Raw genomic sequence first — 12,689 nt, forward strand, 5'->3', positions numbered from 1 at the left:
CAATATCACCAAAGTCTTGTAATTGAATAAGCATCAAATGCTGTATCTGCGCTAATAATTGGAATATTTTCTACCATTGCTTGGGCAATTAAAATTCTATCAAAGGGGTCACGATGTTGTAAGGGTAAAGTAGTAATTACATCAATATGGTCAAGATTGATATTGAGTAAATTAAAATCATTTAATGCTATTTGTTGCTCGATAAAAGTCTTAATTGGCAAACCAAAACTTAGCTTACCAATGTTTTGTTTGATTGACATTTCCCACACGCTAGCAATGCTAATGAGCTTTTCGTTATTTTGGTCTTCTATTAATAGTCTCATCTTGTCACTAAAACTTTGATGTCCTTGGAAAAACCAAATCAAAGTATGAGTATCTAACAATACCTGCATTACATATAATCCTGGAATTCTTCTAATGGCGCATCAAAGTCATCTGAGATTGTAATCAAATCTTTAGCGCTACCAAATAAAGGAGAACGTTTTTTTTCTGAAATCAATGGAGTCAGTTTAACCACTGGCTGCTCATCTTTGGTAATAATAATTTCCTCGCCATTGATTGCAGCTGCAATTAATTCGTGTAAATGTTGTGATGCTGCGTCAATTGTAATGTGTTGCATAACTATCACCATTTAATTAAATATTTTATAGCATTATGCTATTCCTCAGCAAATGGGATATGGCGATCGTTACATCGTGCAGGAGTCTCTAAAATATAATTTTCTTCAACACAGAGTTGACGTAATTCTGCAAAAGCATCTGCCACCGAAGAGACTTTTTGTTGCTGATGCCAAGCAAGGAACTCTTGAAACAAATGAGGTTCTACAATTGCAGCTACTAATTTGTCCTGCTTGAAGATTAATTGAGGTTCTGACGTAATAGCATCAATCACCTCTGGGAGTTTTTGTTGTGCTTCGTCAAGTTTCCAGTTCATTTGTTTTAAATGTTGGACTGCTGATTATAACTTAACGCAACTTTAGACATCGCTTGGCATAGATGCAGATAATCTTGATTAAGTTTATGTTGTGATTATTCAATCCTGAATTACTATTCCTTAGCGATTATCTGACTATATTCAGTCACAGCATCATATTGGTCAGCCATTAGCGCACATTTTGCTAATATATCCAAATTTAAATCAGGCAATAAAGTACTTTTAGAGACTTTTATATAGCTGTCACCTTGCAAACAATAAACTGATAATAAACCATCTTCCCAAAACCAAACTTCAGGTACTCGCAAACGCTGATAAATTTCTAGCTTATTAATTCCGCCACTCGTGACAGTTATTTCCACAATTAAATCAGGAATAGATTTTTTTGTGCCTAAATTATAAGACTCATCTGGTTCTCGTCGCGTTTTGTCTTCCTGTTTACCTATAGTTGCACTTCCCCGACCATAAAAGCGGATATTCTTTGCCCGCATATAGACTTCCAGCAACATCGCCAGAGTTTTTTTATAATCCTCATGGTCGTCAGAAAGTGGGGAGATAATTTCGAGAATCCCATCTAAATAAGTTAGTCGTGCGCTTGTTCCTGCAAGGGTGACATCAAGCTGTTCTAACTGTTCCCAACTGACATTGTACAGAAGAACGTAGGAAGTCTCAGAAGTCGAAGGTTTTTCCAGGACAGGAGAAGACATAAGTTAAACCATAGAGTGGCTTGTTTCTATCATAGAACTGAGATGCCATAGATCCAGACTATCTTGATTAATCTGCTATAGTACTCAAAACTGCGAATTCAGCACTCATTACTTTAGTCACCAAATTTTGATGGTATTGCCATCACTACTTACAAGGGTTTTGCCATCTGGGCTGATGGCTAGGGAATTAACACCGCGAGAATGCTCAGTCAGGTTGCGGATTTGCTCTCCTGTCTCCAGATTCCACACTTTGATAGTCCCGTTACGACTACCACTGACAAGGGTTTTGCCATCTGGGCTAATGGCGACGGAATCAACCGAGCTAGAATGCCCCTCCAGGGTGCGGATTTGCTCTCCTGTCTCCAGATTCCACACTTTGATAGTATTGTCACCACTACCACTAACAAGGGTTTTGCCATCTGGGCTAATGGCGACGGAAAAAACCGTGCTAGAATGCCCCTTCAGGGTGCGGATTTCCTTTCCTGTCTTCAGATTCCACAGTTTGATAGTCTTGTCAACACTACCACTGACAAGGGTTTTGCCATCGGGGCTAATGGCTACGGAATAAACATTACTAGAATGCCCATCCAGGGTGCGGATTTGCTCTCCTGTCTCCAGATTCCACAGTTCGATAGTTCCGTTAATACTACCACTGACAAGGGTTTTGCCATCTGGGCTAATGGCGACGGAATTAACATCACCAGAATGCCCAGTCAAGGTGCGGATTTGCTCTCCTGTCTCCAGATTCCACAGTTTGATGGTGTCGTCAATACTACCACTGGCAAGGGTTTTGCCATCTGGGCTAATGGCGACGGAAAAAACCCAGTGAGAATGCCCAGTCAGGGTGCGGATTTGCTTTCCTGTCTTCAGATTCCACAGTTTGATGGTCTTGTCATCACTACCACTGGCAAGAGTTTTGCCATCTGGGCTGATGGCGACGGAACGAATCAAGCTAGAATGCCCTTCTAAAGTTTTTGTTAGGAAAACATCGCTATCTTTGCTAGCAATTACAGGTATGGGGTTAGTTGGAAATAAGCCATAACGAACATAGCTAACAAACTTGGTCAACACTAATCCGCCCACAGTAATAGCCACAACCGCGAGTAATCCTTTTTTGCGTTTGGTATTTGGACTGAAAAACTTTTGTAGCGATGCTTTCAGTTTTACTGGTGGCGTTGATATTTGAGCCTGAGAAGGTACTGTTACAGACAGTGGTGGTGATGATGGGGTAGTAACTATAGGCTGAGTTGGCGGTAGTGGTGACGGCCGTGATGATGGGGTAGCAATTACAAGCTGGGTTGGTGGTAGTGGTGACGGCGGATTTAAATCTTGTAAAACTTGCTCTATTGACTGATAACGCTGCTGGTATTCTTCTTGCAACAACTTATCCAGTATTTGCCCAAATGCGTGACTTATTGGTTGCTGTAAATGTTGTCTCCAATTACTAACCCAGCCATAACCTTGTCGTTGCCAAAGTTGCCAAGGGTGAATTCCACTCAACAGGTGAAAACAAGTTGCACTGACACTATATAAATCGCTGGCTGGGTAAGCTTTGCCTCCCTGCATCTGTTCTAGTGGTGCATAACCATAGGAACCGATGGTTGTTCCTACTTGCGTCATCACCGTTGCTGTCAGTTGCTTCGATATACCAAAATCAATCAGCACCAACTTACCATCACTGCGACGAATGATATTCACTGGCTTGATATCGCGGTGAATGACTTTGTGATGATGAACTGTTTTGAGAATATCTAATAAATCAAGCAATAATTCTTTTATCTTTTGCTCATTGAAAATTCCCTGCTGTTTTAATTCATCCAATAAATTCTGTCCGTCGATAAATTGCTGCACTAAATACAGGCGATTATCTTGCTTAAAGTATGCCAACAGCGTGGGAATTTGCGGATGTTCACCTAATTGTTCTAGTCGCCTTGCTTCTTGTTCAAATAATTCTGTGGCCTTTTGCAGTTCGCGAGTTCCTTGTACTTGTGGTGCAAATTGCTTAATGACACATTTTTGATTCAATTTGTCGATATCTTCTGCCAAATAAGTTTTACCAAATCCTCCAGCACCTAATGATTTAATCGGGCGATAGCGGTTTCTCAGCACTACCAATCCTACACCGCAGTTTGAGCAAAACATTGTGCCATCAGGATTGGGCGGATTGTGGCAATCTGAATTTAGGCAGCAGGTCATAACTGTGCATCTATTGGCAAATGCATTTATTATCGCTTAAACACAAGCTCATCTTGTTAAAATCCGCAAAATCATCGATAAATTTAGTTTTTTTGCAACATGGGGTTCTAAGCAGTGAACCTCTGGGGCTGATTATATCTGTGTCAAGTTTCAATGTAGGGGAGCCAGTTGCGTGGGCGGGTTTCCCGACTTGAGCAAACTGGCGTTGTGTTGTCGCCAAGCGCCGCACCGACCTGTCAACCATCAAAGGTGCGTTAGCCTACGGCGTAACACACCCTACGAATTCAGGAATTTTATGATTGCAACTTGGTATAGTACTAAATCAAATAATGTTTGCGACACATCCATAATATTTTAGAGGGCAAGGCAGTGCCCACCTGTGTAAACTTAACGTGAAACCCGCTTGGTTGCAAGGTTTCGCCCTCACCCCCAGCCCCTCTCCCGCCAGGAGAGGGGAGCAAGAGATTAAATTCCCCTTCTCCCTCAGGGAGAAGGGGTTAGGGGATGAGGGCGCGAGGTATTTGTACAACGCCCGCCCTATATAGCTTTTAGCTTCAGTTGACACCACTGCGGCGTGCATTGCCCATTGATGTCAACTTAACGTGAAACCCTCTTGGTTGCAAGGTTTTGCCCTCACCCCCAGCCCCTCTCCCACCAGGAGAGGGGAGCAAGAGATTAAATTCCCCTTCTCCCTGAGGAAGAAGGGGTTAGGGGATGAGGGCGAGGTATTTGTACAACGCCCGCCCTATATAGCTTTTAGCTTCAGTTGACACCACTGCGGCGTGCCTTGCCCCTACAATCTGTCGCATTCTTTTTTCAAATTGGTAGAATTTTGTGCGATCGCATTCTTTACTGGGCATTCTATACTTAGCAACTATTGCTACTTAAACATAGAAGTATCCTGGTAATAATACGATGGTTTACCAAAATATCACAGGCTCTCTCTCACCACAAGATATCCAAGAAATTAAAGCCTCGCTACAAACTATTCAACAAAAGCTACCGTTTTTAATCACTCTCAGTAATGAGGAAAGACGTAGATTATTAAAAATGGGTGATAAAAGCTTGGCGTTTGTCAATAATAGCGTTACTGCTGCTCAGTCAAACCGTGATATTCTCCCAGCTAGTTTTGATGTTGAGGAACTTGTTCGAGATTATCAATTAGCGACTGCACTTACTGAACTTTTAACTTCCATACGCCAACTCAATGAACAAGTAGATGATACTCTACTGGCAGTTGGTAGTGAAGCTATGACCAGTAGTTTGACGGTTTATGACTATGTAAAAACAGCGGCGAAAAAGACTCCTGGTTTAAAAACTGTGGCTGAACAATTAGGCGAACGCTTTAAGGCTATTAAAAGTAAATCGGCTAAAGTTGCGTCTGATTCGTAAGTAATAAGTCCTCATTACAGCTATTGTCTAGTTGAACAACTGGATTTTTTTATCTCACGCAAAGAAGAAGGCGCAATTGTGGTTTACATGGGTAAAGAATGCTGTGATGAGGTTATTTTGTTCGTGAACGAGGCTTTTTTGCTCGTCAGCGAGGTTATTTTGCTCGTGAACGAGGTTATTTTGCTCGTGAACGAGGTTATTTTGCTCGTGAACGAGGTTATTTTGCTCGTGAACGAGGTTATTTTGCTCGTGAACGAGGTTATTTTGTTCGTCAGCGAGGTTATTTTGCTCGTGAACGAAGTTATTTTGCTCGTGAACGAGGTTATTTTGCTCGTCAGCGAGGTTATTTTGCTCGTTAAGCAATCAAGGGGTGAGTTGATTGTGGTGATAAGTGCGATCGCTTAGGAATTTACAATTAAAAAAATACCGCAATGCTGAGGGTACAGCATTCAAAAGCTTTCAGTTAAACAGATTGATGATCTACGTTATGCCCTTACTGTGTATTAGATGCAAATATGAATTAATTGCAAAAGTATATAGATTTACAGACAGCAATTACTAAAAGAAAATTAAGAAATTAGGTTTTTGCCCTAGCAAAAGAATAAAATAAGAATCGTAACTGGCTATACAGATATAACATTTGTTGTCCCGTTTACCTCATCTTTAATAACTTTTGAGTACAACTTAATATATTGCAAAATAAGTTAGATAAAGCGTTGCAAAGTGTTACGGATAAAGGGTTTTGTGGCGAGTACAAAAATTCTTAACCCCCTACCCGATAAATACTAGTACCCCCAATAGAAAAAGCCAGTACCCCTACTCCAAAACAAATTTGCAATATAGTTGCAATGGGAATTACGGGTTGTGAGTACAACATTAATCAATCCAATAATTCCAATAGGCATGGGTTAGACTGTCCTATTTGAAGCTGCCTGATATAAGCAGAAAAATAGCACATGGCTCTTTTAACCAGACAGTACCGATGCAACAGACATTAAATAGTATCAGAAATTCTAAGACTGCTACTAAGCCGGATTCTGCAAAGACCTCCCTGCTCGCTAATCTACTCTCTGGCAAATTTTTTGAGCCATTGTTGAGTGATTTCCGCATCATTTTTGAGCGCGATCCAGCGGCGCGTAATTGGCTAGAGGTAGTTTTCTGCTACCCTGGGTTGCACGCTATCTGTTTGCATCGTCTTGCTCACTGGTTACATCGTCGCCAGGTAATTTTCATTCCCCGGTTCATTTCCCATCTAGGAAGATTCTTAACGGGTATTGAAATTCATCCTGGCGCACAGATTGGCAAAGGTGTGTTTATCGACCACGGTATGGGTGTCGTCATTGGCGAAACTGCGATCGTTGGCGACTATACGCTAATTTATCAAGGCGTTACCCTTGGCGGTACAGGTAAAGAAAGCGGTAAGCGCCATCCTACAGTCGGTGAACACGTTGTTGTCGGTGCGGGTGCAAAAGTTTTAGGTAATATTCAAATTGGCGATCGCGTCCGGGTTGGCGCAGGTTCAGTAGTCTTGCGCGATGTCCCCTCCGATTCGACTGTGGTAGGGATTCCTGGTCGGATTATTTCTCGCAAGCAAGGCGAACCCCTAGAACATGGTAAGCTACCCGATGTCGAAGCCAGCGTCATGCGCTCATTACTTTCTCGCATCGAGCAACTAGAAAAACAACTGCAAGAATTAAAAGTCAAAAGTCCAGAGTCAACAGTCAATCACAAATAACCAATGACCAATGACAAATGACAAGTGACAAAGCGCAAAGTCGGAGCGCCGGTTTCCGGCGATCAGAACTTTGTAAGAGAGGACAAACGACAATGTTGCCATCTAGTAGTTATAATTTCCCCGCTGAACAAATACTGCACATTCCCCTAAGCGATCGCTGGCTGATCTACCACCGCTTGCAAGACTTAATGATTGACTGTTCCTGTTTAGCGGATGGTTCTTTAAGGGTGCAAGTCAACAATCGGCGAGAAGCACTGCTCATTCGTAGCACCGTCATGCAATTTCTCGCGTCTCGCCAAGAATTAGTAGACTGGTTAGAGCGTTGCTGGCCTGATAGTGCTGAGTTGTAAGGAATCGGTCAAGATTTATATTGTCACATGGGCTGGTAATTGGTAATTGGTGATTGGTAATAGGAAAGACCTATGACCAAATTAACAACCTTCATCCCCAGCTGCAACGGATTGACGCTAACAATCAATCCAAAATCCGAAATCTAAAATCCAAAATTGAATACGCCAAGATAATTGAGAATCTTTGCAAGTATGCGTAATTATCTCATATAGTACTTCCGAATCATTTGTGGGAAATGACAAATGAGAAAGGTCATAATTTCCGTAAAATCTCACAATTTAAAGCGGATCGCTAAAGATTTGGATGTAGAAGTTACTGTTCATTAGGAAATTTTATTGCAGACTGATGAGGTAACGCTTCATGTGAGTTTCCTCCCAGCTGCTACACCTGAAATTTTCTTGATATATCTTGGCAATTAAAGATGTGAAGTTACCAAGTAAAGCTAGGAATTTCACATTTTTAATTCATACCGCCATCTAGAAATTAAAAGTCCGATTATGGTTGTCCGTAACAGCGATATAGAATTTTTGAATTTTTTGCATCAAGACTTGGAACTGTCCACAGCAGATATTTCTGTGGCACTAAGACACCGCGAATTCGATAACGGCCCGTTACCTATGCTGCTGTGGCAGTACGGTTTAGTGAATTTAGAACAGCTTGAGCGCATCTTCGATTGGCTCGATGAGCAAATTTAATTGTCATTAGTCATTGGTCATTTGTCATTGGTTATTTGTCATTGGTCATTTGTTATTTGTCATTGGTCTTATTTATTTCTCTCCTCTGCTCCTCTGCTCCCTCTGCTTCCTCTGCTTTTTTACCTATCATCAACTCTGGAAAAACATACTTATTGCTACTTGGAAAACTACTGACTTTCAATGGTAAAAACAATTTGTAAATGATACTAAATTTTGGTTCGCTGTCATACAGATATGTCAAGGGGATTGCCACATAATGAAGAGTCATGAATCGTGTCTATAAGATTCTTCAGCATTTACCGTTCATCCATTAGAAATTCTATCGGCGTTTACCATTACTAGCGATTGCAGAGAACCAGGCTAGCAATCAAGAAACAATATTAAGAGTAATTCCCATAGTGAGATGATTGAAAATGTTTGAGATGAATCAACTCCAAATTAATGACACTACACTACGTGATGGCGAACAAGCAGCAGGTGTTGCTTTTAACTTAGAAGAAAAAGTTGCGATCGCTAAGTTTCTAGATGCCATCGGTGTTCATGAGTTAGAAGTCGGTATTCCGGCAATGGGTGAGGAAGAAACACGCGCAATTTCAGCTATTTCTCACTTGGGTTTACAAGCTAAACTACTTGGCTGGAACCGCGCTGTGATGTCAGATTTAAAAGCTTCTCTAGTTTGCGGTTTACAGCGAGTACATATCGCTATTCCTGTTTCTGGTATTCAAATTGCCGCTAAATTTCATGGACAGTGGCGGGTAAGTCTGCAAAAACTTAAAGATTGTATTAGCTTTGCTGTTGATAATGGTCTTTGGGTAGCAGTCGGCGGCGAAGATTCTTCTAGAGCTGATGATAACTTCCTTTTAGACGTAGCGCTTTATGCTCAAGAATGGGGTGCATCGCGGTTTCGCTTTTGTGACACTGTCGGAGTTCTTGACCCATTTACTACTTATAATAAAGTGAAGCGGCTAGCCTCAGCCTTGATGATTCCGCTAGAAATTCACACCCACAATGATTTTGGTTTAGCTACAGCCAACGCACTGGCTGGGATTAAAGCTGGAGCATCTTCAGTTAATACCACTGTCAACGGCTTGGGTGAAAGAGCAGGAAACGCCGCATTAGAAGAAGTTGTGATGGCTGTTAAACGTATTTACGGCCATGATTTAGGTATTGACACTCCCAGATTATTAGAACTATCTCAACTAGTTGCATCTGCATCCGGTAGCAGTGTTCCACCTTGGAAAGCAATTGTTGGCGAAAATACCTTCGCACATGAATCTGGAATCCATGCTCATGGCGTATTGCAAAACCCCGATACCTACGAACCATTTTCACCGGAAGAAGTAGGTTGGGAACGCCGTTTAGTAGTTGGTAAACATTCTGGTCGGCATTTAATATCTAGCGTTTTAGAACAGCACGGTATCTTTCTCAACTCACAAGAAACCCAAACTGTTTTAGATGCAGTACGCCAACAATCAATCCAGAAAAAACGTAGTTTAACTACAGAAGAAGTGTTGAATTTAGCTAGAGAACAGAGGTATTCTCATGCCACCCGATGAAATTGAACTTGACGCACCACCTGCTTTTGAAATCGGCCAAAAAGTCAGATTGCGTAAGCTGATCAAAAACGATGGTACATTTCCCGGTCAAGAAATTGGGGTAGTTTTAGCTAAAAAAGGAGAAGTCGGCTACGTCGCGAGTATCGGCACATATTTGCAGAGATCGTATATCTATGCCGTGCATTTCTTAGAAAAAGGGTTCGTCATCGGTTGTCTCAAAAAAGAACTAGAATCTGTCGAGGAAATTAATGAAAGTAATGCTACGGGTGAATGATGCTGGTCATTTGGTTGTCTACGTTGCTAAAAAAGATTTAGAAGAAATCGTAGTCAAACAAACAGACGGCGCTGAGGGGAAGATTCTCACTTTAGCTAATGGTTGGGAATTAGAATTTCGCGATATGCCAGACGAAAAGAGTTTACCTCTAACAGTAGAAGCTAGACGACTTGCCTAAAATAAATCATCGGGGAGATAGTAATTGGGGAAGCATCTATCTCTTAATATCATGTTCAACTAATTACTTGATTGTCATTTGTCATTTGGCATTTGTCATTGGTCATTTGTCACTTGGCGTTGATAATCAAGAATTAGCGAATATCATGTACATTTAAATATACATAATTTAGACTTGTGCAGCAACGCCAAAAGTTTATATTATTGTTAATTTTTAGGACATGATATAAGAATTTTATTGGACATGATAGCACCCGGTTAGATTCAGTTTGAACTACGTTTAATTTTGAATTGTGAGTTGCTGAACATGGGTGAAAAATATCAAACATTATCGGAATTAAACCTTGAAGGTAGATTCCTGGGTTTTGTTGGTGATGAAGTAAAATTTAAATACTTGCGATTAGCAATTCCCGCCGGGAATTTGCAAGTAAAAGTTCCTAAAGATTTACGCAGTGCTTTACGTTCATCTTTAATCCCCGGCGAACAAATTCGCGTTGATGGTATTAGCCAATTAAATCAACGCACAGGTAAAATAAAATTCAAAGCATTTCGGGTAAAATCAACTGGTGTTTGCCCAATCGAAAATCTCCCATCTCAAACCAAAGCGAAAATCATGGTTTGCCAGAAATCTGGCTGTATGAAGCGGGGTGGTAAAGGTTTAGTATCAGAATTAGAAAAAACTTTGTGCGATCGCGGTTTAATCGACAAAGTCACAATAGAACATACAGGCTGTCAAAAACGCTGTAGCAGTGCGCCTAACTGCGTAGTCCGCATTGGTAAAAAGCAATACAAGAAACTCCATCCAGAAGCGATCGCATCTCTCTTAGAGAATCACTTAACTTAATTTACAAACATATCGAGTAATGAAATTTTACAGGTGGAAAGGGTAGACTCCCAGTCCGCCTATTTTCCGTATTATTGTTTTAATAAAGTACGGGTAGCTTTTCTAAGAAGCTGAAATTAATCATCAGGAGGATGCCAACCACTAGTTGTCCAACGTCTTCGCGCAGCAACTATTACTGGATTATTCATTCGCAAGCAAATAACTGTAGCTCTACCAATATTAGTTAAACCTTCAACTTTCGTTGCATCAGAACTCCAATGAAAATGGTCAGACCATATCTGTATACGTGGATTAAATAGAGGTGTTATTTTTCCAGTGACAGGGTCTATAGCTTCAGTTAAATCAGCTTTAAATTCATTGCAAGAACGACAGGCTAAACATAGATTTTCAAAAGTAGTTTCTCCACCTCTTGAGCGCGGGTGAATATGGTCGTGAGTCATCGGAATACCGCTATTAGCTTCACTTGTTAAGCAATAACAGCAACGTCTTTTATCACTAATAGCTATTTGATTTCGTAAGCTTTCAGGAATATATTTAGACACAAAAATTTACGGAGTTGGGACATGATGTCCTCGCCAACGGAGTAACACAGCCGCTTGGGCTTTGCAAAGCATAAAACTGTCAGCTTTATGACGCAGTTCTATTAGTTCTAACTGCTCTGTCTCTGTAATGTTACCACTAGAGTTAAGCTCCAACAGATAGTTGTATCGCTCCATTTCATCTGCTGTTTTAAAATTGCGGACAATTTGCCACAAGCTATTGTCGTCTAGTTTATCTAAAGCTGCTAGGTCAGCTTGGAATTCTTCTGGTACATCATTCCATTCTGGCGGACTACCCACCTGTAAAGCATGAACAATTACTTCTTCAATTGGACGACGTTGTGCGTGAGCAGTATTAAGTAAGCGCTGATATAGCATTTCTGGAATTTGCAGCGTAATTGTTTCTCTTGCCATTTTATAATTACCTACCCATGCCTTAATATGCCGAAAATTAACAAGAAACTCTGAAGCTTTATCAATTTTCAGGTAGTGTTTGCTGTGCTATTTGCTGCACTTGTGCAACATCTAAGTCTAACGCCTGTGCTATTTGTTCAACAGTTAACCCTAATGCTAAAAGTCTAGGTACAGCTTCTAATTTGGCTTTTTGTTCTCCCTCTTCTATAGCTTCTTGATAAACTCGCGTTTGTTTCAACTCATTCAAGCCAAACATTGCTTCTATCTCCTCTCGACTCATTTGGGGAAATTTATAAACCAAAATAGTTTCTATCAATTCTAATAACTGCTGCTGTGGTAATTGTAAACCTACAGCTTGCTGAGTACGGTTAATTAACTCTCTGGCAGTGGTAATTGCTGTATCTTCATTCTCAATGATTAATTTTATCGTAGCAATACCGATGGGTAGTGAGGCTACATCACCTAATTCATCGAGATAAATTCTTGTTACACGTTGACTGCTAAAAAACTCGTGACAATCTTTGATATCTCCTATATCAATACTCCTGTTGGCATAAATAATTACTCCTCGCCAAGTATGTTGAGGTTTATTCTGCCGCAAATATAGAAAGATTTCGGAAATTAGACGCGAGTAAATATCTGCGTCTGGTTGGAATTGGACTTCGACAAAATAAATGGGATTGTTTGTATCTTGAGTAGGAAGAAATACACCATCAATTCTAAAAGCTGTTTGCTTGACTTCAACTGAAGAAAATTGATAGATATTAGCAGTCTCAGGTGGGTTACCAATAAGTTCAAAGAAAATACTGGGAACCTCTTGAAATAGTCGATAAAAAATACTGTCGGTTTTCACTCTGAGTTGATATGCACAATTTT

Annotated in this window: 17 protein-coding genes; 8 read left to right on the plus strand and 9 right to left on the minus strand. The window is 40.6% G+C overall.

Annotated features, from left to right (window positions below):
* Positions 1-5 precede the first annotated feature (5 nt).
* From AACU25_RS24760 to AACU25_RS24780, 5 genes are all read right to left on the minus strand, one after another.
* Positions 6-392: a type II toxin-antitoxin system VapC family toxin gene (locus tag AACU25_RS24760; protein WP_096580201.1), complete on the minus strand. Its 387-nt coding sequence runs from the start codon at positions 390-392 to the stop codon at positions 6-8.
* Entirely contained in the window at positions 392-619 is a 228-nt protein-coding gene (locus AACU25_RS24765) for a type II toxin-antitoxin system Phd/YefM family antitoxin (RefSeq protein ID WP_096583996.1), read from the minus strand. The genes AACU25_RS24760 and AACU25_RS24765 overlap by 1 nt, the downstream gene beginning before the upstream one ends.
* A 38-nt stretch (positions 620-657) precedes the next feature.
* Complete coding sequence (locus AACU25_RS24770) at positions 658-933, minus strand: prevent-host-death protein (protein WP_096580202.1); 276 nt, start codon at positions 931-933, stop codon at positions 658-660.
* A gap of 113 nt (positions 934-1,046) precedes the next feature.
* Positions 1,047-1,640 (minus strand): Uma2 family endonuclease, encoded by a 594-nt coding sequence (locus AACU25_RS24775; protein WP_096580204.1) that lies wholly within the window; start codon positions 1,638-1,640, stop codon positions 1,047-1,049.
* 117 nt (positions 1,641-1,757) lie between these two features.
* Entirely contained in the window at positions 1,758-3,836 is a 2,079-nt protein-coding gene (locus AACU25_RS24780; protein WP_096580206.1) for a protein kinase domain-containing protein, read from the minus strand.
* A 915-nt stretch (positions 3,837-4,751) separates the two neighbouring features.
* Here AACU25_RS24780 and AACU25_RS24785 point away from each other — a divergent pair.
* The gene (locus AACU25_RS24785) at positions 4,752-5,228 is read left to right on the plus strand and encodes a hypothetical protein (protein ID WP_096580209.1); all 477 of its coding nucleotides are present in this window, start codon (positions 4,752-4,754) and stop codon (positions 5,226-5,228) included.
* A 54-nt stretch (positions 5,229-5,282) separates the two neighbouring features.
* Here AACU25_RS24785 and AACU25_RS24790 read toward each other — a convergent pair whose 3' ends face one another.
* Positions 5,283-5,591, minus strand: coding sequence for a hypothetical protein (locus AACU25_RS24790; protein WP_190445708.1), 309 nt, complete (start codon positions 5,589-5,591; stop codon positions 5,283-5,285).
* Positions 5,592-6,210: 619 nt separating this feature from the next.
* Between AACU25_RS24790 and cysE the strand changes: the two genes are divergently transcribed.
* The 7 genes from cysE to AACU25_RS24825 all read left to right on the plus strand — a co-directional run bounded on the left by cysE (position 6,211) and on the right by AACU25_RS24825 (position 10,860).
* A complete protein-coding gene (cysE, locus tag AACU25_RS24795; RefSeq protein ID WP_096580212.1) occupies positions 6,211-6,963 on the plus strand; it encodes a serine O-acetyltransferase in 753 nt (250 codons plus the stop codon).
* Positions 6,964-7,055: 92 nt separating this feature from the next.
* Complete coding sequence (locus AACU25_RS24800) at positions 7,056-7,313, plus strand: Asr1405/Asl0597 family protein (protein WP_096580214.1); 258 nt, start codon at positions 7,056-7,058, stop codon at positions 7,311-7,313.
* A 498-nt stretch (positions 7,314-7,811) separates the two neighbouring features.
* Positions 7,812-8,009 (plus strand): DUF2949 domain-containing protein, encoded by a 198-nt coding sequence (locus tag AACU25_RS24805; protein ID WP_096580216.1) that lies wholly within the window; start codon positions 7,812-7,814, stop codon positions 8,007-8,009.
* A 422-nt stretch (positions 8,010-8,431) separates the two neighbouring features.
* Positions 8,432-9,565 carry a homocitrate synthase gene (nifV, locus tag AACU25_RS24810; RefSeq protein ID WP_096584001.1) on the plus strand — a complete coding sequence of 378 codons (1,134 nt, stop codon included), beginning with the start codon at positions 8,432-8,434 and terminating at the stop codon, positions 9,563-9,565.
* A complete protein-coding gene (locus AACU25_RS24815; protein WP_045871050.1) occupies positions 9,552-9,839 on the plus strand; it encodes a nitrogen fixation protein NifZ in 288 nt (95 codons plus the stop codon). Before nifV ends, AACU25_RS24815 begins: the two co-directional genes overlap by 14 nt.
* Positions 9,814-10,017, plus strand: a complete 204-nt coding sequence (gene nifT / locus AACU25_RS24820; RefSeq protein WP_096580218.1) for a putative nitrogen fixation protein NifT — start codon at positions 9,814-9,816, stop codon at positions 10,015-10,017. The genes AACU25_RS24815 and nifT overlap by 26 nt, the downstream gene beginning before the upstream one ends.
* A 306-nt stretch (positions 10,018-10,323) precedes the next feature.
* A complete protein-coding gene (locus tag AACU25_RS24825; RefSeq protein ID WP_096580220.1) occupies positions 10,324-10,860 on the plus strand; it encodes a (2Fe-2S) ferredoxin domain-containing protein in 537 nt (178 codons plus the stop codon).
* Between the two features lie 116 nt (positions 10,861-10,976).
* Here AACU25_RS24825 and AACU25_RS24830 read toward each other — a convergent pair whose 3' ends face one another.
* The 3 genes from AACU25_RS24830 to AACU25_RS24840 form a co-directional block, all read right to left on the minus strand.
* A complete protein-coding gene (locus tag AACU25_RS24830) occupies positions 10,977-11,402 on the minus strand; it encodes an HNH endonuclease (protein WP_096580222.1) in 426 nt (141 codons plus the stop codon).
* A gap of 6 nt (positions 11,403-11,408) precedes the next feature.
* Complete coding sequence (locus AACU25_RS24835; protein ID WP_096580224.1) at positions 11,409-11,813, minus strand: hypothetical protein; 405 nt, start codon at positions 11,811-11,813, stop codon at positions 11,409-11,411.
* Between the two features lie 61 nt (positions 11,814-11,874).
* Positions 11,875-12,666, minus strand: a complete 792-nt coding sequence (locus AACU25_RS24840) for an Rpn family recombination-promoting nuclease/putative transposase (protein WP_096580226.1) — start codon at positions 12,664-12,666, stop codon at positions 11,875-11,877.
* Between the last annotated feature and the right edge of the window lie 23 nt (positions 12,667-12,689).

The organism is Tolypothrix tenuis PCC 7101, from assembly GCF_963874875.1.
Lineage (GTDB): Bacteria > Cyanobacteriota > Cyanobacteriia > Cyanobacteriales > Nostocaceae > Aulosira > Aulosira tenue.